The organism is Pseudomonas sp. P867 (genome assembly GCF_019891455.1).
Taxonomy (GTDB): Bacteria; Pseudomonadota; Gammaproteobacteria; order Pseudomonadales; family Pseudomonadaceae; genus Aquipseudomonas; species Aquipseudomonas synxantha_A.
Genome location: NZ_JAFLXB010000001.1, coordinates 363,812 through 384,961 on the forward strand (window position 1 = coordinate 363,812; position 21,150 = coordinate 384,961).

Here is a 21,150-nt window from a genome sequence, read left to right on the forward strand (position 1 = left end):
CGGGGATCCTCAAGGCGCGTGGCAACGCGCGGGAGCAGTTTCGAAGTACACCGTGGGGTCGGCTTTTTCCGGCAGGGAGTAACGCAATTCGCATCGACCGCCATCGGGTGTGGTTATCCACAGCGTCGATTGGTCCAGCACGTTGGGTAGAAACACCTGGCTGGCGTCCTGCACCAAGGTGACGAACTCGCCGCTGGCGCTGCTGACTGAGGCTCCGGCAGGCAGAGGTGTACCCTGGTCGGTGCTGACGGTGAGCAATATGCGACGGGTCAAGCTGATGCCAAATTCGACTCGGTCAACGGCGCCGCGTCCGGCCGAGATCATCGCCAGGCCATTGTTGATGTCGGCATTGCGCGGCAGTGAACGTGTCTGCACTTCCACTGGGCTGCGCCCGTAGGCGGCGACTTGCGGCACCACGGCCTGGCCTTGCCAGTCGGTCCACACCGCGCCGCTGGGGGTACTTAGCTTGATGCCACTCATATCGCCGACCGACACCAGGGCAAAGGTGTCGCGCGCCGGGTAGGGTGAAAAAGTCACGCCGTCGCCATGTATCACCACACCGCCGCGAGCGCCGCCTTGATAACTGGAGCGTTCGGCATCAGCGCGGCTGTAGCTGAAATCGAGCTGGCTGTAACGCGGCAGTACCGAGACGCCCAGCGTGGTTTCCACTTGATGGTCGCTGCTGTCGTGTTCGGCGCTGACGCGATAGCTGAGTTGGTCGTCGATCTGTTCGGTGAGGCCCAGGCCGGTGCGGTTCTCACCGCCGGAATTGCGCACCCAGCTACGTAGCCGGCGACTTTCGCCCAACGGCACGCTGATATTGAGGTACACCGCGTTGTCCTGTTGCTGGCTACCGCCCATTTGCCACTCGGCACTGGCCGACAGTGACACAGCGCCGATGCTCGTGCCCCAAGAGGCCAGCGCACGGCTGCTGCTGTCGCCAGCGAAGTTGGCCGAGCGCGCAACCCCGGCGCTGAACGCACCCAGCAGCGGATGCGACCAGCCCAGGTTGAGGCTTTGTTGGTCGCGATAACGGGCGTCGCGGTTGCTGTCATCACGCTCATACGTGCTTTCTTCGAGTTCGCGATAGCCGATGCTGCGCCAGGAATTGGCGGCGCTGATCGACCACTGCTCGCCCAGGCGCTGGGACCAGGAAAGGTCGGTCTGTACGCCTGAAACCTTTTCCCACGCCAGGGTGTTGGACAGCTGTGTGGACAGTTGGATCTGGCTGTCCACCCACGGCAACCAGCCCAGGCTGGCGCCCACCGAGCGGTATTCGCTGGCTGCCAGTACACCAGTGCCCAAGGTCAACTGCGGGTGCAGCGCACCGGTCCAGCCGCCACTGACCACCCACGGATCCTCGCCTTTGGCGTCGCCCACATTCCGCACCCGGCCCGCGGCCACGGAGTAACCCGGTGCGGGCAACCCAAGGCCGAGCATGGCCGCCGGTACGGTGAAGCGCCGCTCACCCCCGGCGCTTTCCTTGACCGTGACCTCGACGTCCGAGCGCGTATTCAAGCGACGTACATCTGGCAGGGTAAAGGGGCCTGCGGGCACGACGGTGGAGTGAATCAACGCACCGTTCTGTCGTACCTCCACCTGGGCAGGGCTGTTGGCAATGCCCTGGATCAGCGCACCCTGGCCCTGTTCTTGAAGGGCTTGCTCGGTAAGCACCTGCACCCCGGTAATCTGCGCGCCGGACAGTACCGGGTTATACAGGTTGATTTGCCCAGCCTGCAGCACCGCCTGGTGGCTGGCGAAGGTGCGCTGGGCATAGGCTTGCAAGTGGGTGCTGCGTGACAGGCCATCCTGCCAGGTCTGTACTTGGCGACTGCGCACGATCCAATCGCCGGCATTGAACCCCACCTCGGTGTTGGCCGAGCCAAAGCGGCTGGTGTCATCGCCGAAGCGGTTGTAGAAACCACTGAGGTCGTAGTTGAGCAGCCCGGCAAACCCGCCGGTTTCGTACCCCGAGATATCCTGCTGTATGGGGCGCAGCGCCTCGGTGGGTACCACCAGTGACACCGTCAGCGTCGCCGGGTCCGGTTCAACCAGGGTTTGCGGATATTGCGCAAGAAAATCGTGACAACCTGCCGTTTCATTCGGGATCACCAGGTTGGCGGCGTCCAGCAATTCGCGGTCGAAGCACGGGTTGCCTTGCTGATCGAAGGTCACATCCAGCCGGCCGCGTCGCTGACCATTGACCCGCAGATTGACCGTGTGTTGCCCGGTGGCGAAGCGCGGTGCTGCCAGCAGCAGGCTGGCCAGCTGTGGATCAATGCCGCGTTGATGCAAGGTCTGGGCGTCGAAGCTGGAGGCGCTGGAGTTTTCGGCCCATGCCTTGGCGGGCATCAGCGCGCACAGCAGCAACACCAGCGGCAAGGTCGAGTTGGCAGGGATGTCGGGCACGGCTTCGCCGTCACGGTAACTCAATACTGTTTTCACGCAAGGTACTCGAGTAGTGAACGCGCGGGCCCCGTGTGCCCAGGCGTTCTGGTGACGGTCAATGAGCCGTCACTTCGTTATTCAGGCGGCGGTCAGGGGTGCGACGCCTGCGGTTTTCAGTCAGAGGGTGATCGGTGCGTCGTAGGCTTTCACCGCAAAGCCGTACACAGTGGCCGGCTGCAACCTGACCGTGTTGGCCTGCCCGCCGCTGGCCGGCACGCTCAAGGCTTCGCCGGGCAGCACGTAAGTGCGCGGCAGCATCGCCCTGCCGTTGCCGGGCAACAGCAGCAGTTCCTGCGCCAGGCGCACTACATAGGGCGTGTCGTTACGTACTTGCAACTGGCCGTCGCGCAAGGTCCAGGTCAGGTCGGTCCAAGGCGTGCGGTTGGGGGCAAGGCCTCTGGGATGCACGATCACCGGCAAGTTCTGGCGCACGGTCACGCCCACGCGGGCATGCCCGGCGGCGGTCGCGGCACGGCCTTGGGGCATGCCTTCGAACACTGCGCGTTTAAGCCGTTGGGTGAGCAACGGCTTCCGGTTTTGCAGGATGAAGCGCACCAACTGGGATTTAGACGCCTCGACCCGTGACAGCGGCGGTGTCACCACCAGCAGCGGCTCGGTGTCTTCCGGAATATCCTGCAAGGTCACATGCAGCAGCGCGAGTTGGCTGTCGGTGTTGGTCACCGACACTGCCGCTTCGCCTTCGGCTTCGAACACGATCACCACGGAGGTGTCCGGTACCATCCCGTCGGCTTTGACTTGATTGCCGAGTATCAGCAGCAGGGCGATAAGGCCGACAGCGGTGTTTGAGAATGTCGTCGTCATGACGGGTTTTCCATTAGGCCAAAAGGTATCGGTCAGAGGTAACGCAAATCCAGGACGATGGAGCCGTCGAGGGGGACTTCCTGGTCCAGCGTCAGGTACTGCGAAAAATTGATGGCGGTGACCACCTGAAGCTCCGCGGTCAGTTGGCTGATGAAGTCCGGTTGACGGTCGCCCAGCAGTGCAAAGGCCATATAGGATCTTGGATAGGCGTTGGGGTCCGGTGACCAGGTTTCCCCGTTGTTGGTGGAGGCCAATACCTGCATGGGCTGCGCATCGCCCACTACGTTGCGATAGGACAACGCTACGGAGCCGAGACGCTCCTCGGGGGCGTGGATGTTTCTGCCCAGTCCGTAGAAAAAGTCGGGGGCCAGCGAGGAGTCGGCGCGATTGTCGATGCCTACCAAGGCAAACAGCATGGGCCTGGCGCAGAGCACATGCAGTTCGAGTAGCTGGCTGGGCAGCACGGTGAACTCGTCTACGTTGAGGCTATGTGCGGGGATCTTGTCATGCTCGATGATGCCGTCATTCATCAGCTCGATGTGGCAGGCATCCGGTGTCACCCGGCCGGTCACCGTGAGGTCGACGGTCGAGGCTGCGTGGGTATCGGTCATCGCGGCCAGGCCAAGCACGATGGCCACGTTTCGCCCCCATGCCGTGAGCACGCGCAACGCCAGGCGCAGCCCATGCCTGCCGGCGTTCGAGGGGTGGGCGGCCATGGGTTACAGGTACTTCACTTCAAGGGTGGCGGAGCCGTCGATGGTCACCTCATTGCTGAGGTCCATGCCGGCAGTGCTCATGATGAAGGTCTGCACTTGCAGATCGACCAGCAGGTCTTTGACAGGTAGCGGCTGGCTGTCGTCATCCATTGCGGCGATCGACATGTACAGGCCCGGATCCCAGAACTTTTCTTTGAACCAGGTATTACCTTGGTCGGACGATGCAATGGGTTGCACCACTACACCATCCTCGGCCAGTGGATTGGCAAGCGTGAGGCTGTATCCCCCCAGCTTCTGGGTGTCATTGATAAAGCCCAGGCCGTAACTCGAAGAGATACCTGAGGATGCACGGTTATCGATCGAGTGCAGGGCGAATTGGATCGGCGCATCGCAATTGACGGCCAGGATCAGGGTATGGTTGCCAATGACTGTCGGGTTGTCAGGTTTCAGATCTTTAGCGGAAATCTTGCCATGGTCGATCACACCTCCACCGGACAGGCTGGGTATACAGGCGCTGGGCACGATCAGCCCCTTGACGGTCAGGTCGACGCTGGAGGCAGCGAAGGCAGTGGCTGAGTTGAGCAGAAGTACGCTGGCGGCCAGCGTGGTCAATCGAATATTCATCGGGTCTCCTTATCCTTAGAGGTAATTGACTTGCACGGTGGCGTGACCGTCGATAGGCACATCGTCGGTCAGTGTCAGGTTGCTGGCGGGCGCGATGTGAGTGATCAGGCGGATCTCGGCCTCCAGCTTCTGGATCGCAATCGGTACCACGCCGTCGTTGTTGGCGACCGCTGTCAGCACGGTGTGGCTGAGCATCACGGAGGGCATCCAGGTTGCGCCGCCATCCCTTGAGACGATGGTGCGTACCGGCACGTCGTCGGCCACCGGCTGGTAGAGGCCAAGCCCGGCATCACCGACTTTTTCATCGTTGGGGGTCATGCCCAGGCCGTGCCAGCTGAAGTGGCTGGCGGTGGTGCCGGCGCGGTTGTCGATGGTGTTCAGGGTAAAAAACGTCGGCCCTTCGCAATGCACGCTCAAGAGCATGGTTTCTCGGGGCAGGTCGGTGTAGGTGTCGCTATTGAGATCCTTGACCGACACCTTGCCGAAGTCGACATTGCCACCGCCGGAGACCTCTGGCGCGCAGGCGCTTGGCGTGATGATGCCTTTGACGGTGAGGTCCAGGCTGCTGGCGGCCAGTGTGAGAGGCGAGATGGTCAACAATAGGACGGCCAGGGGCGTGGCTCTTAAGTAAGTCATCGTTTGAACCTTCCTTAGTACGAAGATGATGGGTTACAGGTACAGAACTTCAAAAGTTGCGGAGCCGTCCAGCGCCACTTCGTTGGCCAGGCTCAAGCCGTTGGCGGGTGCAATGGCAGTGCGCACGGTGATGTCCATGAGCGCGTTCTGCACGGGGTGCGGGGCCCAGCCGGAATCGGCACGGCTGCCCAGGGCCACCAACATATCGTCTTGCAGCGGGTCCTCCGGATAGAGCGGCGCCCAGGGGCGCTGTTCGTACTGGTAGAGCAAGGTCGAAGGTGTTTCGGCGACGGGGTTACTGAACATCAGTTGGTACCCGCCGAGCTTTTCTGTGCCGTTGGCTACACCCAGGCCGTAGGCGCCAAACGTTGAGGAGCCGGCTCGGTTGTCGATGGGCTTGATGGCAAACAGCGTCGCCGCCTCGCAATTCACGCTCAGTTGTAATGTCTGGTCCTCAAGCCAGGTATGGCTGTCGAGGTTCAGATCTTTTGCTGCGACTTTTCCATAGTCCACAGCCCCTGGCAGGTTCGGGGTGCAGGCACTCGGTGTGATCAAGCCCTTGACGGTCAGGTCCACGGAGCTGGCAGCGAAAGCGGATGACGTCATGGTGAGCAACAGCGCGCCGCTCAACAGGGGCAGGCGGGGTTTCATCTGGGAAACGTCCATTTACAGGTACTTCACTTCAAAGGTCGCGGAGCCGTCGATTGCCACTTCGCTAGTCAAGGTCAGGTTTCTTGCAGGTGCAATCAAGGTGTGCAGCGTCATATCCATGAGCGCGTCTTTGATCGGGTGGGGGGCCCAACCGTTCTCACCGCGGCTGCCCAGCGCCACCAGATCGTTGGGGGCAATGGCCTCATCCGTAAGGAGGTCTGTCCATCGGCCCTCGGAGTTGTACATTGCAATCAGGGTGGATGGTGTTTCAGTGACGGGGTTGCTGAACGTCAACTGATACAGGCCGAGCTTCTGGGTTTCGTTGATCAAGCCCAGGCCAAAGGCGAAGCCGGACGCGGCGGAACCGGCTCGATTGTCGACGGGATGGATTGCAAACAGCGTCGCCGCGTCGCAATTGACGCTCAGTTGCAGGGTCTTTTTCTCAAGCGGCGTATAGCTGTCTTGATTCAGATCTTTTGCGGCGATTTTTCCAAGATCGACGTCACCCGGCAGGTTGGGTGTGCAGGCGCTGGGCGTGATCAACCCTTTGACAGTCAGGTCGACGCTGCTGGCGGCGAAAGCGGATGACGTTATAGCGAGCAGCAGGGCACTGCTCAGTAGGGATACAGAGGTCTTCATTTCAAATTGTTCCATTACAAGCTGGCAGATTGAGGCACGCCAGGGCAACGCCCGGTCGTGTGTGGGCGGGTGGTTGCCTGGAGGCGATCTCGATTTTTTTGCGCTTGCCGGGGAGTGGCAAGTCGTCCCTCTTTGGGGTGGGCACAATCTAGCGAGGGGGGCGCGCGGGGGAAATACAACTAATACGACATTGGCGGGGGGGGCGAAGGACGTGCCGGGAGAGGGGGGCGGTGGTGCTTTTCGTAGTTGTTGTATCGACTCGGTCTGACTCAAAAGATTATAGATACCCCCCTGAATGGGTATTTGCTACATGAGAGGTCTCGAGGGCTATTGCACCAGTGCCGGAGATTACTGCCGGATCAATAGTCACGATAGAGGTACTGATGGGTTCGCTGGTAGGTTCAACAGCAGGAGCGAACCGCAAATTGAAGCCGCAAGGTGCCCCCCCGCTTCATTGGCAGCAGTTGAGCGTGCTGGTGGTGGAAGACCATTCAGCCTACCGCCTGTTGCTGGGTTGTTTGCTGCAGAAACTGGGGTTGGGATACGAATTGGCCGACGATGGGTACGTCGGGCTGGCGGCCTTTGCCAGCCGGCCCTTCGACTTGGTGATCAGTGATTGCCAGATGCCGTTCATGGACGGCTACAGCATGGCTCGCGCTATTCGCCAGCATGAGTGCGACAACGGGCAGAGGCGAGTGCCGATCATTGCCTTGACCGCCAACCTGCAAAACGACAGCCCCCAGCGTTGCCGCGACGCCGGTATGGATGCCTGGCTGCTCAAGCCATTGACCCTTGAACAGCTGCACGCCGTTTTGGCACGCTGGCTGCCGGGCGTGGATGACGCGTATGTCGTCCAGAAGGCTGTTGCGCCGCTCGCCGGCTGGCCAACCCGTGCCACGTTGGTCGCCATGTTTGGCAGCGAGCGTATCGTCGATCAATTGTTGGAAACCCTGTTGTTCGAGGCTTGGGAAGACCACCGCGTGTTGCGCCATGCCTGCTTGACGTTGAACTCGTCACTGACGGCTGAGCGCCTCCATCGATTGGTGGGCAGCCTGGTGTTTTTGGGCGGTACTGGCCTTGAAGCCAGCGCCGTGAAGCTGATCGAACAGGTCCAGTCCCAGGGTGTTGCTGCGCACAAGGTGCAATTGGAGTTGTTCCTGGCGCGCTTGTTCGTCTATCTCGAGTACCTCTCTGAAGTCTGAGAGGTAGTGTTGGCGCAGAGCGTTTTGCAATCCGTTGATCTTGTCTTTGCTGTAGGTATTTTCTTATTGTTTTGTAGGCAAAAAAGTGTGAGCTACTGAACATTGAGCGTGGCTGCCAGCAGCACTTTGTTAGCGGTTGTTGATGAGCGCCAGCGGGGGTATTTTGCGCGGATTCAGTTTGCCATCATTCGTGGGAATCTATGCTTCGAGTAATTATTGCTGACGATCACCCTATTGTGCGTATCGGGCAGAAAGTCGTGATTGAGGCGCATGGCCGGTGCAAAGTGGTCGCGGAAGCCGACGGCCCCGATCAGTTGCTCGAACTGTTGAGGACAACCCCGTGTGACGTGCTCGTCACAGACTTTGCCATGCCAGGCGGCCAGCAGGCCGACGGCTACGGGCTGTTGAGCCTGTTGCACCGCCAATATCCGCAGTTGCCGGTGATTCTGGTGACCATGTTCGCCAGCGTCGCCACCCTGCGTGCTTCCTTCGCCCATGGTGCCAAGGCCGTGGTGGCCAAAAGTGCTTCGGCCAAGGAGCTGCCCCAGGCGATCAAGGCTGTGTGTGCCGGCCAGACGTTCGCCAGTGAATCCCTGCGGATGCAAATGGTAGAGGCGGGTACGGGCGATCAGTCCCAGGTGCCGCAATTGTCCTGCAAGGAGCGCGAGGTGGTGCGCATGTTGGCCAGCGGCATGACCGTCAGCCAGATTGCGGCACAGGTCAACCGCAGTATCTCTACCATCAGTAAGCAGAAAAGCACGGCTATGCAGCGGCTGAGTATCTCAACCGATGTAGACCTGTTCGCCTACGCTCGCAGCACTGGGATGGTGCCGTAGGCTCCTGCATTTGCCTGGCGAATGTCAGTAGCCAGCGCGGTGTGGGCAGCCTATCGTGCGCTTATTCTTTCGAAACCTGCGGAGCCTGCCCATGAGTGATGCCCATAACGCCCTGATCACCGCGTTCTACAATGCCTTCCAGCGCCTGGATGCCGAAGCCATGGCCGCCTGCTACACCGAAGACGTGGTGTTCAGCGACCCGGCCTTCGGCGAGTTGCGCGGGCGCGACGCGGGGGATATGTGGCGAATGCTCACCACGCGGGCAAAGGATTTCTCCCTGACCTTCGACCACGTGCGCAGTGATGACAGCACAGGCAGCGCGCACTGGGTGGCGACGTACCTGTTCAGTGCCACGGGCAATACGGTGGTTAACGACATCGGTGCGCGCTTTGTGTTTCGCGACGGCAAGATCTGCGAGCACCACGATCACTTCGACCTGTGGCGATGGTCGCGCCAGGCGCTGGGCTTGAAAGGGCTGCTGTTGGGCTGGTCGCCGGCGCTGAAAAATGCGGTGCGGGCCCAGGCGCTTAAAGGCTTGAAGGCATTCCAGGCCGGTCGTTGATAAGATTGGCGCTCCTCTGGTTTGCCGAAATTGCCCTGTGACTGATCCTGTAGAACCCAAACCCTGGTTCGTCTACCTGGTGCGTGCCGCCAATGGCTCGTTGTATTGCGGCATCAGCAATGACCCGGTGCGCCGCTTTGCCTGCCACCAAAGCGGCAAGGGCGCGCGGTTTTTCTTGTCCAGCCCGGCGGTGGCGTTGGTGTACACCGAACAATGCGCGAGCAAGGGTGAGGCGTTGCGCCAGGAGCGGCTGATCAAGAAGCTGAAGAAGAGTGCCAAGGAGTGTCTCGCGACGAGTGGCAAGCAATGATCGAAATTATTTACTGATTCATGTGAGGTAAATCCCCGGCCCATCCGTGTAGTGCATGAAACTGCGATCTATTCGCATTAACAGCGTTTTCTACACGGGTTCTCACAGCATGAAGTCAACGGCGGGTGGTTGGGTAAAACAGTGGCTGGGAGCCTCGGTCTTGGCGGTGTCAGGGCTGGCTTTGCTGCCTTTGAGCGTTGCGCGTGCGCAGGAGCAGCAAAGCGCCCAGTTCAATTTTGCCCTGGCAGCCAAACCACTGCCCCAGGCCCTGAGCGAGTTCAGCCGTGTCACAGGCATCAGTGTGATCTACACCGATGAAGCGCCTTATGGCCTCAATGCCCCGGCGCTCAGTGGGCAGATGAGCGCGACCCAGGCCCTGCAACGTCTGCTGAGCAATACAGGTTTCACCTTCCGCCAGATCGACGCCCGCACCCTGGCCCTGGAGCCGCTGCCCAGCGACGGCGCGGTCAACCTTGGCGCCACCACCATCAGCGCGGCCAACCCGACGCAGGACAGCACCAGCTATCAGCCGCCGCCCACCAGTTCGGTGATGCGCTCCCATGGGTTGCTGCTGGAAACCCCGCAAACCGTCAACGTGGTGCCGGCCCAGGTGCTGCGCGACCAGCAACCGCGCAACCTGGATGACGCCCTGGGCAATATCAGCGGCATCACCCAGTCCAACACCCTCGGCAGTACTCAGGACGCGGTGATGTTGCGTGGTTTTGGCGACAACCGTAACGGCTCGATCATGAAGGACGGTATGCCGGTGGTGCAGGGCCGTGCCATGAACGCTACCGCCGAGCGTATTGAAGTGCTCAAGGGCCCATCCTCGCTGTTGTATGGCATCCAGGACCCGGGCGGCGTGGTCAATATCGTCAGCAAAAAGCCTGAGCTGATGCAGTCCACCTCCCTGACCGCGCGCGGCTCGACCTTCGGCAGCGGCAAGAACGGCAGCGGCGGCAACCTCGACACCACCGGCCCCCTCGGCGACAGCGGCCTGGCTTATCGCCTGATTGTCGATCATGAAGACGAAGATTACTGGCGTAACTACGGCACCCATCGCGAGACCCTGGTGGCGCCGTCCCTGGCCTGGTACGGCGATACCACCCAAGTGGTGCTGGCCTATGAACACCGCGAATTTCTCGCGCCGTTCGACCGTGGCACCGCCATCGATCCCAAGACCAACCACCCGCTGAACATCCCCGCCACCCGGCGTCTGGATGAACCGTTCAACAACATGGAAGGTCGCTCCGATCTGTACCGCCTGACCGTCGATCATGATCTGAACGACGACTGGAAAGCTCACTTCGGCTACAGCTGGAATCGCGAAACCTATGACGCCAGTCAGGTGCGCGTGGTCAAGGTCAACACCAACGGCACCCTGACCCGTAACATGGACGGTACCCAGGGCGCGTTGACCACCGACCGCTTCGCCACCGCCAGCCTCGAAGGCAGGGTCGATGTTGCAGGTATGCAGCACGATCTGGTGTTCGGCCTGGACGATGAGTACCGCAAGATCTACCGTGCCGACCTGATCCGCCAGGCGCCGCGAGGCACCTTCGATTACAACAACCCGGTATACGGCAATGAAGTCGCCGGTTCCAAAGTCAGCGCGCCGGACAGCAACCAGACCGATCTGCTGCGCAGCGATTCGCTGTTCTTCCAGGATGCCATCCACCTCAACGATCAATGGATCCTGGTCGGCGGTGCGCGCTACCAGATGTACGATCAATACGCCGGCAAAGGCGTGCCGTTCACCGCCAACACCGACGGCAATGGCCAGAAGTGGGTACCACGGGCCGGGCTGGTGTATCGCTACACTGATCAATTGTCGTTCTACGGCAGTTATACCGAGTCGTTCAAACCCAACTCCACCATCGCGCCGCTGGCCAATAAAACCGTGTTGAGTGGCAGTTTGCAGCCGGAAGAATCCAAAGCCTGGGAGCTGGGTACCAAGTTCGACCTGCCGGGGCGCATCACCGCCAGTGCCGCGCTGTTCACGATCGATAAACGCAACGTGTTGGTGCAGGTAGGCGAGGGCCTGACCTCGGAGTACAGCGTGGCCGGCAAGGTGCGTTCTCGCGGTCTGGAGCTGGATGCCAGCGGCCAGCTGACGGATAAATGGAGCCTGATTGGCAGCTATGCCTACACCGATGCCGAGGTTACCGAAGACCCTAAGCTCAAAGGCAATCGCCTGCAGAATGTGGCAAAAAGCACCGGCTCGTTGTCGGCGGTGTATGACTTCGGCAGTGTCCTGGGCGGCGATCAACTGCGTGTCGGCGCCGGGGCGCGTTATGTCGGCGAGCGGGCAGGGGACGCGGCCAACAGTTTCGAACTGCCCAGCTACACCGTGGCCGATGTGTTCGCCAGCTATGACACCCGGCTTGAAGGGCAGAAGGTCAAGTTCCAGCTCAATGTGAAGAACCTGTTCGATCGTACTTACTACACCTCATCGGTGAATACGCAGTTTGTGTCCATGGGCGATGCGCGGCAGGTGTCGGTGTCCAGCACCTTGACCTTCTGATTCATTTATCTGTGGGAGCTGGCTTGCCTGCGATGGCATCGACTGGGTTTGCCTGATACACCGAGTTGTCTGCATCGCAGGCAAGCCAGCTCCCACAGGAAAGCGGTCGCCACATTGATAGCGAGCTGTTAGCGTTGCCGCCATTGCATGCTTATGGAAAACGCAACGATGCACTTTGTAAAATGGTTACGCACCGGCACCCTGCTGGTCGGTTTGAGTTTTTTACTGGGCGGCTGCGCCAGCGTCTCCCAAACTTCCACGCCGGCAACCCTGGATAAACTGTTGAGCGATCCGGCGCTGCAAGGCGCTACGGTCTCGCTGATGGTACGTGACGCCCGCACGGGCTCCACGCTGTATCAGCAAAACCCGCGCACCCGGTTGGTGCCCGCGTCCAACCTCAAGCTGTTGACCACAGCGGCGGCCATGGACGTGCTGGGGCCGCAATACCGCTTCGCCACCCAACTGCTGAGCAATGGCATACGCCAGGGCGACCGTTTGACCGGCAACCTGTACCTGCGTGGCCTCGGCGACCCGACCGTTCAGTTTGCCGATTACCAGGCCCTGGCCGCGCAATTGGCCAGCCAGGGCGTGCGCCAGGTGCAGGGCGACCTGGTGTTCGACGACACCTGGTTTGATGCCGAGCGGCTGGGTGTCGACTGGTCTCACGATGACGAAACCACCTACTACGGCGCGCAGATTTCAGCGCTGACCGTGTCGCCTGATTCGGATTTCGATGCAGGCAGCGTACTGGTCACCGCGAAGGCTGCGCTGCGGGCCGGCTCGCCGGTAAGTGTCGAGATTTTTCCGCCCACCGATTACCTGCAACTGAGCAACCGCGCCATCAGTGGGCCGGGCAACAGCTATGGGATCAACCGTCGCCATGGCACCAACCTGTTGCAGCTCAGCGGCGCAGTGGCGCCGGGGCGGCAGAGCCAGCAATTGGTCAGCGTCTGGGAGCCGACGCAACTGGTGGCCAATCTGTTCGAACAGGCCTTGGCGCAACAGGGCATCACCGTATTGGGGCGTCGAGTGATGGGTGGGGCAAGCCCGGCTGCAGTGACGGTGCTGGCCGAGCACCAATCGGCACCGTTACAGGAGTTGATCACGCCGTTGCTCAAGCTCTCGAACAACAACATGTCCGAAGCCTTGCTCAAGGCCATGGGGCGCCAGACCGCCAATAGCGGCACGGCAGCGGCGGGCGCCGTGGCGGTGGCCGGGTTTCTCAAGCGTCAGGGGCTGGACACCAGCACGTTCAGTCAGGTCGACGGCTCCGGCCTCTCGCGGCGCAATCTGGTGTCGTCGCAAACCCTCACCGACCTGCTCCTGGCCGCCAGCAAACAGCCGTGGTTCGACACCTGGTACAACGCGCTGCCGATTGCCGGCAACACCGACCGCATGACCGGCGGCAGCCTGCGCTACCGTCTGCGCGACACGCAGGCGCAGAACAACCTGCACGCCAAGACCGGCTCCATGGGCGGCGTGTCGTCATTGAGTGGTTACATCACCGACGCCGGCGGGCGCAAGCTGGTGTTCGCGATGCTGACCAACAACTACGTGGTGGCCGGCGCGCAGGTCAAGGCGCTGGAGGACCGCGTGGCAGTGGCGCTGTCGCGCAACGACGATTGATTCAGGGCTGATAGCCCATACGCCAACTCACGGCCCGGGTCGCCGCCAGCAGGTGCTGCGCCGCCGGGCCATCTTCATCGGCATGGAACAGTGAGGTCGGGCCGACCACGGTCATCACTGCCGCCACTTGCCCGACCGCATTGAACACCGGCGCCGACAACGCATCCACGCCGGGCATCAGCAGGCCATGCACAAAGTGCAGGCCACGGCTGCGGATTTGTTCGCACACGCTGGCATAGGCCTGATCGTCTGCCAAGGTATGAGCGGTGCCGGCTTGAACCTCGCGTTCGCGCAGCTCCACCGTTTCCCGTGACGGCAGGTAAGCGCTGAACACCAGCCCGGTGGACGAACTGAGCAGCGGCAGCACTGAGCCCAACTGCGTCACAACGGTAACGGCGCGCACTGCCGGCTCGATCTGCACCACGGTCGCGCCCTGGTTGCCCCACACCGCCAGAAAGCAGGTTTCATTCAATTCATCGCGTAGCTCGGCCAGGGGCATGGCGCCGACTTTCAACACATCCATGCTGCCCAGCGCCGCCAGCCCCACGCGCAACGCCTCCCGGCCCAGGCCGTAATGGTTGGTGGCGGTGTTCTGCTCGGCAAATCCGGAGGCAATCAGCGCCTGCAAATAGCGGTGGACCTTGCTCGCCGGCATCTGCACATGTTCGGCCAGACGTGACAGCGAGGTGGCCGGGGACAATTCGGCCAGAGCCTTGAGAATATCGGTGCCGACTTCCGCCGAACGGACTTTCTGTTTACCGGTGTCGCGGGGCTTTTCCATGGAAGGGCGAGAATCCGAAAGATGAATGGGCGTCTTTATAGCTTGACGGTCAACAGTGATCAAATTACGTTATGCGTAACTGGATTACGATAAATACAACTGACCCACAGAGGATGATCCATGACCCTCGAATACCTTTCGGGTTTCGGCAACGAATTCGCCAGCGAAGCCTTGCCTGGTGCATTGCCCGTCGGCCAGAACTCGCCGCAGAAGGCCCCCTACGGGCTGTATACCGAACTGTTTTCCGGCACGGCCTTCACCATGTCGCGCAGCGAAGCCCGGCGCACCTGGCTGTACCGCATCCAGCCGTCGGCCAATCACCCGGCGTTCATCAAGCTTGCGCAGCAATTGGCCGGTGGACCCTTGGGCGCAGTGACGCCCAATCGTCTGCGCTGGAACCCGCTGGATATTCCGAGTGAGCCGACGGACTTTATCGATGGACTGGTCGGCATGGTGGCCAACTCGGGGTCGGAAAAACCTTCGGGCATCAGCATCTACACCTACCGCGCCAATCGTTCCATGGAGCGTGTGTTCTTCAATGCCGACGGCGAACTGCTGATCGTGCCGGAGCAGGGCCGCCTGCGCATCGCCACCGAACTGGGCGCGCTGGACGTCGAGCCGCTGGAAATTGTCGTGCTGCCCCGTGGCCTCAAATTCCGTATCGAACTGCTGGATGCACACGCACGCGGTTATGTTGCCGAGAACCACGGCGCCCCGCTGCGCCTGCCCGACCTGGGCCCCATCGGCAGTAATGGCCTGGCCAACCCGCGTGACTTCCTCACGCCAGTGGCCCGCTACGAAGACCTCAAGCAACCGACCACGCTGGTACAGAAATTCCTTGGTGAACTGTGGGCCTGCGAGTTGGACCATTCACCACTCAACGTGGTCGCCTGGCACGGCAACAACGTACCGTACAAATACGACCTGCGTCGTTTCAACACTATCGGCACGGTGAGTTTCGATCATCCGGATCCGTCGATCTTCACCGTGCTGACCTCACCTACCAGCGTGCATGGCCTGGCCAACCTCGACTTCGTGATCTTCCCGCCGCGCTGGATGGTGGCCGAGAATACCTTCCGTCCGCCATGGTTCCATCGCAACCTGATGAACGAATACATGGGCCTGATCCAGGGCGCCTACGATGCCAAGGCCGAAGGCTTCCTGCCCGGCGGCGCGTCGCTGCACAGCTGCATGAGCGCCCATGGCCCGGATGGCGAGACCTGCACCAAGGCCATCAATGCGGACCTGGCGCCGCACAAGATCGATAACACCATGGCCTTCATGTTCGAGACCAGCCAAGTGCTGCGCCCGACCCAGTTCGCTCTGGAGTGCCCGCAGCTGCAACCTGCTTACGACGCGTGCTGGGCCTCACTGCCCGCCACCTTCAACCCGAATCGGAGATAGCCCATGACGCAACCAACGCAGACCCGCAGCTGGGTGGCCTCGGCCAACGGTCACGTGGATTTCCCCCTGCAGAACCTGCCCCTGGGCGTGTTCAGTATCAACGCCTCGGCCCCGCGCTGTGGCGTGGCGATCGGCGATATGGTCCTCGACCTGCACGCCGCGCTGGATGAGTTTGACGGTGATGCCCGGCGTGCCGTTGAGGCAGCAGCGGGTGGCCAATTGAACGCTTTTTTTGAACTTGGCCGTGGGCCACGCGTGGCGTTACGCGAGCGCCTGCTGGAGCTGCTGGCCGAAGGCAGCCAGCTGCAACAGCGCGAAGCGCAGGTGCTGCACCACGCCGCCGATTGCCAGATGCACTTGCCGGCGAAGATCAATGACTACACCGACTTCTACGTCGGCATCGAGCACGCGCAGAACGTCGGCAAACTGTTTCGCCCGGATAACCCCCTGTTGCTCAACTACAAGTACGTGCCGATTGGTTACCACGGCCGTGCGTCGACCATTCGCCCGTCGGGCACGCAGGTCCGGCGCCCCAAAGGCCAGACACTGCCGGCCGGCCAGTCCGAACCGACGTTCGGCCCCTGCGCACGCCTGGACTACGAACTGGAGCTGGGCATCTGGATCGGCCAGGGCAATGCCATGGGCGAAGCGATTGCCATCGGCGATGCGGCCGAGCATATCGCCGGTTTCTGCCTGCTCAATGACTGGTCGGCGCGAGATATCCAGGCCTGGGAATACCAGCCGCTGGGCCCGTTCCTGTCGAAAAGCTTTATCACCAGTATTTCGCCATGGGTGGTGACCGCCGAAGCGCTGGAGCCCTTTCGCAAAGCGCAACCGGCGCGGCCCGAGGGCGACCCGCAACCGCTGCCGTATCTGCTGGATAAACGTGATCAGAACGCGGGCGCCTTTGATATCGAGCTGGAAGTGCTGCTCACCACCGCCTCAATGCGCGAGCAGAACCTGCCCGCCCATCGCCTGACCTTGAGCAATACCGAGCATATGTACTGGACAGTGGCGCAAATGGTTGCGCACCACAGCGTCAACGGTTGCCAGTTGCAGGCCGGCGACCTGTTTGGTTCAGGCACCTTGTCCGGGCCGCAGCCGGGGCAGTTTGGCAGCCTGTTGGAGATTACCGAAGGCGGTAAAAAGCCGATTGAATTGGCTTCCGGCGAGGTACGTAAATTCCTTGAAGACGGCGACGAAATCATCCTGCGTGGCCGTTGCCGCCGCGAAGGTTTTGCCAGCATCGGCTTTGGTGAATGCCGCGGTACTGTGGTTGCGGCACGTTAAGAGGGCAGGGTCATGGAACTCTATACTTACTACCGTTCCACCGCGTCGTATCGGGTACGTATTGCCCTGGCGCTCAAGGGCCTGGATTTCACCGCGCTGCCAGTCAACCTGCTGGTCCCGGCAGGCGGCGCCAATCACCAGCCCGAGTATCTGGCGATCAACCCTCAAGGACGTGTGCCGGCGTTGCGTACTGATCAAGGGGAGACGTTGATCCAGTCGCAGGCGATCATCGAATACCTGGAGGAGCGTTATCCACAGGTGCCGTTGCTCTCCAAAGACCCGGTAGCGCGCGCCCATGAGCGGGCGGTAGCGTCGATCATCGCCTGCGATATCCACCCGTTGCACAACTCCAGCACGCAGAACCTGTTGCGTAAGTGGGGGCACGATGAAGCGCAGTTGCTTGAATGGATCGCCCATTGGGTCAGCCAGGGGCTGGGTGCGGTGGAGCAGTTGATTGGAGATAAGGGCTTCTGCTTTGGCGAGCAGCCAGGCATGGCGGATGCATTTCTGATTCCACAGCTGTATGCGGCCGAACGTTTCAAGGTGCCGCTGGTGGCTTACCCGCGCATTGGGCGAGTGGCAGCGTTGGCGGCGCAGCATCCGGCCTTCGTACAGGCCCACCCCGCCAATCAACCTGACACACCGCCCCTCCCACCTTTGATCGTGCCAACCTAATAAAAAATAAAGGTACCTTGCGATGCACAATCAGATTGCCAGCTTTCGCGCGGCACTCGACGCCCGTCCGGTGTCGCGCTACCAGTGGTTGATTCTCGTGTTGCTGGCGTTGCTGCTGGTCACCGATGGCTACGACGCCCAGGTGCTGGGCTATGTAGTGCCGGCGCTGGCTCAGGATTGGGGCCTGGAAAAAGCTGCGTTCGGGCCGGTGTTCAGCGCCAACCTGCTCGGGTTGACCCTCGGCTCGCTGCTGGTGACACCGCTGGCGGATCGTTTCGGCGTGCGGCGCATCCTGTTGGGCTGTGTGCTGATCTACGCCAGCCTGACCGTACTGATGGTGTTTGCCAATTCCCTCACCACACTGATGGCGGCGCGGTTTATCTGTGGCATCGGCATGGGGGGCGCAATGCCCAGTGCCATGGCATTGATGTCTGAATATTCGCCGCCGCGCATGCGCACCTTGATGGTGACCCTGGCGGCCTGCGGCTTTTCGTTCGGCGGCGCGGCAGGCGGCTTTGTGGCGGCCGGTTTTATCGACAGCTTTGGTTGGCAGGCGGTGTTCCTGGCCGGTGGGGTAACGCCGTTGCTGCTGTTCCCGTTCCTGGTGTGGCTGTTGCCCGAATCCTTGCCACGCCTGTTGCGCGATGCACCGCCGTATCTGCGTTTGCGCAAAGTCACGGCGCGGATGCTGCCCGACTGGCAACCGCCGCCCGCGACCGAAGCTGAAAACCTGCAGGAACAAGGCAGCAAACTGACGGTGGTGGAGCTGTTTCGCAACGGCTACGCGCGCCCGACGCTGCTGATCTGGGCGACCTTTTTTGTCAGCCTGATTTTGCTGTATTTCATGATCAGCTGGTTGCCATCGCTGTTGCTCGAAAGCGGCCTGGCGCTAAACGAAGCCAACCTGGTCACGTCCATGTTCCTGTTTGCCGGCACCTTGGGCGCCATCCTCATGGCCTGGTTTGCCGACCGCCTGAAAAGCAAGGTGCGACTGTTGTCCGGGGTGCTGGCGGCGGCTGCGTTGTGCACTATCCTGCTGGGCTTGAACCACGACAATCCCCGTTACCTGGTGGCCTGCGTGTTCGCCGCCGGGTTCTGCATCATCGGCGGGCAACTGACCCTCAATGCCTTTGCGAGCAATTTCTACCCGGCGCAGGTGCGCGCCACCGGCACAGGCTGGGCGTTGGGGGTAGGGCGTTTTGGATCAATCCTGGGGCCGCTGTTCGGCAGTATGTTGCTGGCGATGCATATACCGGTGGAGCAGATTTTCTTCTTCTGTGCGATTCCGGCGGTGATTGCGGCGCTGTTGATTATTCAGGTGCGGGCGCCGGGCTCCACTACGCTAAAAACGCCAGTGCCTGGCGATATTCTCAATCGCACCTAGGTCAATGCACCACTGAATTGGGCGGCAGGTGCCCCAGCCGCTCGGTCAGGCGCAGGCGCTGGATTGGGTCATCACTGAGCATCAATGCGTGTTCCAGGTCAAAGCGCTCGGCGCTCGGGCAATCCAGGCGCTGGTACAGGCTGGCGCGGGCAAGGTAGTCGGCGGCGCTGGCATTGCCCAGTTCCAGTACGCGCTCGGCGTCCACCAGGGCAGCCAGGGGATCGTCGTTGGCGAGGTGCAGTTGGCGCAGGTTACGTGACAGCCGCTGCAGGATCGCCCTAGGCTCGGCGGTGTGCAGGTGGTCGGCGTGCAAGTTGAGTTTTGGCCCGTATTGGCGGTGCAGCAGTTCGCGACAGTCGTTGGGGTACAGGCGTCGACCGCCGCACGGGTCCAGCAGGTGGTCGGCACCGGGTACGCGTAGCAGGAAGTGGCCGGGGAAATTTACCCCGGCCATGGGGATATCCAGGCGCCGTGCCATTTCCAGTGCGATCAGGCCCATGGCCAAGGGTTGCCCGCGTTTTCGCAGCAGCACTTTGTCCAGCAGCGCGGCGGCGGGGCGCAACGGGGTGTGATCATCCTGGGCAAACCCCAGGTCATTCAGGCGCCGCAGCAGCGGCTGGCCGAGTTCATCGGCCGGCAACAGGGGCATGCCCAGGCTGACCTGCTGTTGCAGCACACGCAGCTCTTGCAGGATCAGCAACGGCTGTACGCTGGCATCGTGTTCGGCAGCCATCCACAGCGCGGCTTCAAACAGCGCAGGGGGTGAACGGTCCAGGCAGGCGAAAAAGGCTGTGCGGGGATTCATCGCGTTCTCCGGCGGATGCCCCGTTTTAGCCTTGCCAGGAAATTTCGTCCAGTCTCTTGAAAAATATCCTGCGTGCTTATGTCCTGGATCTTACGAAACAGCGCGGCTTATTCCAGTGCAATCCAGCAGTTTTCTGCCGCGAGCCTATACTTTGTCCACAACCAAAAGTGATTCGGGAGCTCATTGATGTTTGCGCTCATGCACAGCACCCGCCTTGAATCGCTGCACCTGAGCGTCGACCCGGTGACCGGGCTGAAAGCGATCATCGCCATCCACAACAGTCGCCTGGGGCCTGCCTTGGGCGGCTGTCGCTACCTGGCTTACCCCAACGATGACAGTGCCGTGGCCGATGCCGCGCGCCTGGCCCAAGGCATGAGCTACAAGGGTGCATTGGCCGGGCTGGCGGTGGGCGGCGGCACGGCGGTCATCATCCGCCCTGTGCACGTGGAGAGCCGCGCCGCGCTATTCGAGGCGTTTGGCCGCTGTATCGAAAAACTCGATGGCCGTTTCATTACCTCGATCGACAGCGGCACCTCGGTCGCCGACATGGATTGCATCGCCCAACACACCCGCTTCGTCACCAGCACCACCGCCGCCGGCGACCCTGCGCCCCATGCCGCCATGGGTGTATTTACCGGCATCCGCACCACCGCCATGGCGCGCCTGGGCAGCGACAACCTTGAGGGCCTGCGCGTAGCGGTGCAGGGCCTGGGCAACGTCGGTTATGCCCTGGCCGAGCAACTGCACGCCGCGGGTGCAGAACTGCTGGTCAGCGACATCGACCACGGCAAGGTGCAACTGGCCATGGAACAACTGGGCGCCCACCCGATTGCCAACGACGCCTTGCTCAGCACCCCCTGCGACATCCTCGCGCCCTGCGGCGTCGGCGCCGTATTCAACCGTAACAGCGTCGGCCAGTTGCGGTGCGCTGCCGTGGCAGGTTCGGCCAGCGCACAATTGACCAACCTGGACATCGCCGACCAGTTGGAAGGCCGCGGCATCCTCTACGCCCCAGACTACGTGATCAACTCCGGCGGCCTGATCTACGTCGCCCTCAAACACGCCGGCACCGACCTGCCCGGCATCACCGCGCACCTGTCGAACATTGGCACGCGCCTGACCGAAATCTTCGCCCACGCCCAAGCCGAAAAGCGCTCCCCTGCAAGGGTCGCCGATGAGCTGGCCGAACGCTTGCTGTACAAATAGGCCGGGCAT

20 protein-coding genes are annotated in these 21,150 nt (G+C 61.5%); 11 read left to right on the plus strand and 9 right to left on the minus strand.

Annotated features, from left to right (window positions below):
• Positions 1–9: 9 nt before the first annotated feature.
• The 7 genes from J1G33_RS01720 to J1G33_RS01750 form a co-directional block, all read right to left on the minus strand.
• On the minus strand, positions 10–2,445 hold the full coding sequence (locus J1G33_RS01720; RefSeq protein ID WP_223017611.1) for a fimbria/pilus outer membrane usher protein: 2,436 nt from the start codon (positions 2,443–2,445) through the stop codon (positions 10–12).
• A gap of 120 nt (positions 2,446–2,565) precedes the next feature.
• Positions 2,566–3,270 (minus strand): fimbria/pilus chaperone family protein, encoded by a 705-nt coding sequence (locus tag J1G33_RS01725; protein WP_032877660.1) that lies wholly within the window; start codon positions 3,268–3,270, stop codon positions 2,566–2,568.
• A 32-nt stretch (positions 3,271–3,302) separates the two neighbouring features.
• Positions 3,303–3,986 carry a DUF1120 domain-containing protein gene (locus J1G33_RS01730; RefSeq protein WP_223017612.1) on the minus strand — a complete coding sequence of 228 codons (684 nt, stop codon included), beginning with the start codon at positions 3,984–3,986 and terminating at the stop codon, positions 3,303–3,305.
• A gap of 3 nt (positions 3,987–3,989) precedes the next feature.
• Positions 3,990–4,610 (minus strand): DUF1120 domain-containing protein, encoded by a 621-nt coding sequence (locus J1G33_RS01735; protein WP_032877658.1) that lies wholly within the window; start codon positions 4,608–4,610, stop codon positions 3,990–3,992.
• Between the two features lie 15 nt (positions 4,611–4,625).
• Positions 4,626–5,246, minus strand: coding sequence for a DUF1120 domain-containing protein (locus tag J1G33_RS01740; protein ID WP_032877657.1), 621 nt, complete (start codon positions 5,244–5,246; stop codon positions 4,626–4,628).
• A 33-nt stretch (positions 5,247–5,279) separates the two neighbouring features.
• Positions 5,280–5,897 carry a DUF1120 domain-containing protein gene (locus J1G33_RS01745; protein WP_032877656.1) on the minus strand — a complete coding sequence of 206 codons (618 nt, stop codon included), beginning with the start codon at positions 5,895–5,897 and terminating at the stop codon, positions 5,280–5,282.
• A gap of 15 nt (positions 5,898–5,912) precedes the next feature.
• Positions 5,913–6,536 (minus strand): DUF1120 domain-containing protein, encoded by a 624-nt coding sequence (locus J1G33_RS01750; RefSeq protein WP_032877655.1) that lies wholly within the window; start codon positions 6,534–6,536, stop codon positions 5,913–5,915.
• 383 nt (positions 6,537–6,919) lie between these two features.
• On the opposite strand from J1G33_RS01750, the gene J1G33_RS01755 reads away from it, so the two are divergent.
• The 6 genes from J1G33_RS01755 (at position 6,920) to dacB (ending at position 13,596) form a co-directional block, all read left to right on the plus strand.
• Positions 6,920–7,738: a response regulator gene (locus tag J1G33_RS01755; RefSeq protein ID WP_103733365.1), complete on the plus strand. Its 819-nt coding sequence runs from the start codon at positions 6,920–6,922 to the stop codon at positions 7,736–7,738.
• Positions 7,739–7,938: 200 nt separating this feature from the next.
• The gene (locus J1G33_RS01760; protein WP_032877653.1) at positions 7,939–8,574 is read left to right on the plus strand and encodes a response regulator transcription factor; all 636 of its coding nucleotides are present in this window, start codon (positions 7,939–7,941) and stop codon (positions 8,572–8,574) included.
• Positions 8,575–8,665: 91 nt separating this feature from the next.
• On the plus strand, positions 8,666–9,136 hold the full coding sequence (locus J1G33_RS01765; protein WP_148853401.1) for a nuclear transport factor 2 family protein: 471 nt from the start codon (positions 8,666–8,668) through the stop codon (positions 9,134–9,136).
• A gap of 37 nt (positions 9,137–9,173) precedes the next feature.
• Positions 9,174–9,446 (plus strand): GIY-YIG nuclease family protein, encoded by a 273-nt coding sequence (locus tag J1G33_RS01770; protein ID WP_032877650.1) that lies wholly within the window; start codon positions 9,174–9,176, stop codon positions 9,444–9,446.
• Between the two features lie 109 nt (positions 9,447–9,555).
• Positions 9,556–11,970, plus strand: coding sequence for a TonB-dependent receptor (locus J1G33_RS01775; RefSeq protein ID WP_032877649.1), 2,415 nt, complete (start codon positions 9,556–9,558; stop codon positions 11,968–11,970).
• A 168-nt stretch (positions 11,971–12,138) separates the two neighbouring features.
• Positions 12,139–13,596, plus strand: coding sequence for a D-alanyl-D-alanine carboxypeptidase/D-alanyl-D-alanine-endopeptidase (gene dacB / locus J1G33_RS01780; RefSeq protein WP_223017613.1), 1,458 nt, complete (start codon positions 12,139–12,141; stop codon positions 13,594–13,596).
• Between the two features lies 1 nt (position 13,597).
• Here the strand turns inward: dacB and J1G33_RS01785 are convergent, their stop codons facing one another.
• Positions 13,598–14,377, minus strand: coding sequence for an IclR family transcriptional regulator (locus tag J1G33_RS01785; protein ID WP_032877646.1), 780 nt, complete (start codon positions 14,375–14,377; stop codon positions 13,598–13,600).
• Positions 14,378–14,497: 120 nt separating this feature from the next.
• Here J1G33_RS01785 and hmgA point away from each other — a divergent pair, with 120 nt between their 5' ends.
• The 4 genes from hmgA to J1G33_RS01805 are packed head-to-tail and all read left to right on the plus strand — an operon-like array spanning position 14,498 to position 19,130.
• Complete coding sequence (gene hmgA / locus J1G33_RS01790; protein WP_103733368.1) at positions 14,498–15,781, plus strand: homogentisate 1,2-dioxygenase; 1,284 nt, start codon at positions 14,498–14,500, stop codon at positions 15,779–15,781.
• A 3-nt stretch (positions 15,782–15,784) separates the two neighbouring features.
• On the plus strand, positions 15,785–17,071 hold the full coding sequence (fahA, locus tag J1G33_RS01795) for a fumarylacetoacetase (protein WP_223017614.1): 1,287 nt from the start codon (positions 15,785–15,787) through the stop codon (positions 17,069–17,071).
• A 12-nt stretch (positions 17,072–17,083) separates the two neighbouring features.
• On the plus strand, positions 17,084–17,746 hold the full coding sequence (gene maiA, locus J1G33_RS01800) for a maleylacetoacetate isomerase (protein ID WP_223017615.1): 663 nt from the start codon (positions 17,084–17,086) through the stop codon (positions 17,744–17,746).
• Positions 17,747–17,768: 22 nt separating this feature from the next.
• Complete coding sequence (locus J1G33_RS01805) at positions 17,769–19,130, plus strand: aromatic acid/H+ symport family MFS transporter (RefSeq protein ID WP_223017616.1); 1,362 nt, start codon at positions 17,769–17,771, stop codon at positions 19,128–19,130.
• A gap of 1 nt (position 19,131) precedes the next feature.
• Here J1G33_RS01805 and J1G33_RS01810 read toward each other — a convergent pair whose 3' ends face one another.
• A complete protein-coding gene (locus tag J1G33_RS01810) occupies positions 19,132–19,935 on the minus strand; it encodes a transglutaminase family protein (RefSeq protein ID WP_223017617.1) in 804 nt (267 codons plus the stop codon).
• Positions 19,936–20,121: 186 nt separating this feature from the next.
• Here J1G33_RS01810 and J1G33_RS01815 point away from each other — a divergent pair, with 186 nt between their 5' ends.
• On the plus strand, positions 20,122–21,141 hold the full coding sequence (locus tag J1G33_RS01815) for a Glu/Leu/Phe/Val dehydrogenase dimerization domain-containing protein (protein ID WP_223017618.1): 1,020 nt from the start codon (positions 20,122–20,124) through the stop codon (positions 21,139–21,141).
• The last annotated feature ends 9 nt before the right edge of the window (positions 21,142–21,150 follow it).

Excerpts from the sequence above, each read along its gene's own strand:
- J1G33_RS01725 (WP_032877660.1), bottom strand. The coding sequence starts at position 3,270 with ATGACGACGACATTCTCAAACACCGCTGTCGGCCTTATCGCCCTGCTG.
- J1G33_RS01730 (WP_223017612.1), bottom strand. The coding sequence starts at position 3,986 with ATGGCCGCCCACCCCTCGAACGCCGGCAGGCATGGGCTGCGCCTGGCG.
- J1G33_RS01735 (WP_032877658.1), bottom strand. The coding sequence starts at position 4,610 with ATGAATATTCGATTGACCACGCTGGCCGCCAGCGTACTTCTGCTCAAC.
- J1G33_RS01740 (WP_032877657.1), bottom strand. The coding sequence starts at position 5,246 with ATGACTTACTTAAGAGCCACGCCCCTGGCCGTCCTATTGTTGACCATC.
- J1G33_RS01745 (WP_032877656.1), bottom strand. The coding sequence starts at position 5,897 with ATGAAACCCCGCCTGCCCCTGTTGAGCGGCGCGCTGTTGCTCACCATG.
- J1G33_RS01750 (WP_032877655.1), bottom strand. The coding sequence starts at position 6,536 with ATGAAGACCTCTGTATCCCTACTGAGCAGTGCCCTGCTGCTCGCTATA.
- J1G33_RS01755 (WP_103733365.1), top strand. The coding sequence starts at position 6,920 with ATGGGTTCGCTGGTAGGTTCAACAGCAGGAGCGAACCGCAAATTGAAG.
- J1G33_RS01760 (WP_032877653.1), top strand. The coding sequence starts at position 7,939 with ATGCTTCGAGTAATTATTGCTGACGATCACCCTATTGTGCGTATCGGG.
- J1G33_RS01765 (WP_148853401.1), top strand. The coding sequence starts at position 8,666 with ATGAGTGATGCCCATAACGCCCTGATCACCGCGTTCTACAATGCCTTC.
- J1G33_RS01775 (WP_032877649.1), top strand. The coding sequence starts at position 9,556 with ATGAAGTCAACGGCGGGTGGTTGGGTAAAACAGTGGCTGGGAGCCTCG.
- dacB (WP_223017613.1), top strand. The coding sequence starts at position 12,139 with ATGCACTTTGTAAAATGGTTACGCACCGGCACCCTGCTGGTCGGTTTG.
- J1G33_RS01785 (WP_032877646.1), bottom strand. The coding sequence starts at position 14,377 with ATGGAAAAGCCCCGCGACACCGGTAAACAGAAAGTCCGTTCGGCGGAA.
- hmgA (WP_103733368.1), top strand. The coding sequence starts at position 14,498 with ATGACCCTCGAATACCTTTCGGGTTTCGGCAACGAATTCGCCAGCGAA.
- fahA (WP_223017614.1), top strand. The coding sequence starts at position 15,785 with ATGACGCAACCAACGCAGACCCGCAGCTGGGTGGCCTCGGCCAACGGT.
- maiA (WP_223017615.1), top strand. The coding sequence starts at position 17,084 with ATGGAACTCTATACTTACTACCGTTCCACCGCGTCGTATCGGGTACGT.
- J1G33_RS01805 (WP_223017616.1), top strand. The coding sequence starts at position 17,769 with ATGCACAATCAGATTGCCAGCTTTCGCGCGGCACTCGACGCCCGTCCG.
- J1G33_RS01810 (WP_223017617.1), bottom strand. The coding sequence starts at position 19,935 with ATGAATCCCCGCACAGCCTTTTTCGCCTGCCTGGACCGTTCACCCCCT.
- J1G33_RS01815 (WP_223017618.1), top strand. The coding sequence starts at position 20,122 with ATGTTTGCGCTCATGCACAGCACCCGCCTTGAATCGCTGCACCTGAGC.